This is a genomic window from Leucobacter celer subsp. astrifaciens, assembly GCF_001273835.1.
Taxonomy (GTDB): Bacteria; Actinomycetota; Actinomycetes; order Actinomycetales; family Microbacteriaceae; genus Leucobacter; species Leucobacter celer.
In genome coordinates this window covers 1-251 of sequence record NZ_JHEI01000031.1, presented here as the reverse complement: position 1 = coordinate 251, position 251 = coordinate 1, and the positions used below count along the sequence as shown (strand labels likewise).

1 pseudogene is annotated in these 251 nt (G+C 64.5%); it reads left to right on the top strand.

Annotation, left to right across the window (positions count from 1 at the left end):
- Window positions 1–66: 66 nt before the first annotated feature.
- A pseudogene (locus AMS65_RS20230) lies at window positions 67–251 on the top strand (hypothetical protein); the annotation flags it as partial.

Genomic DNA, 251 nt, shown 5'->3' with positions numbered 1-251 from the left:
ATGGTGTTTCCACCGTTCGCGTGGGCTCGGAGATGCCGATCAGTGTGATATCCCGGGCAGTCCGTCGTCGCCCGCATCATCGCCCCTGTCGCGGGTGCCGCCAGGCAGAAGACGGCAAACGAGATCGCCCTGAGCATCCTGCTCGCGAGCCTGTCGATTATCTTCCTCGTCGTCGTGCTCACCATCAACCCGATCGCGTCGTACGCCGCCGCGCCTGTCAGCCTGACCGTGCTCGTCGCACTGCTCGTGTG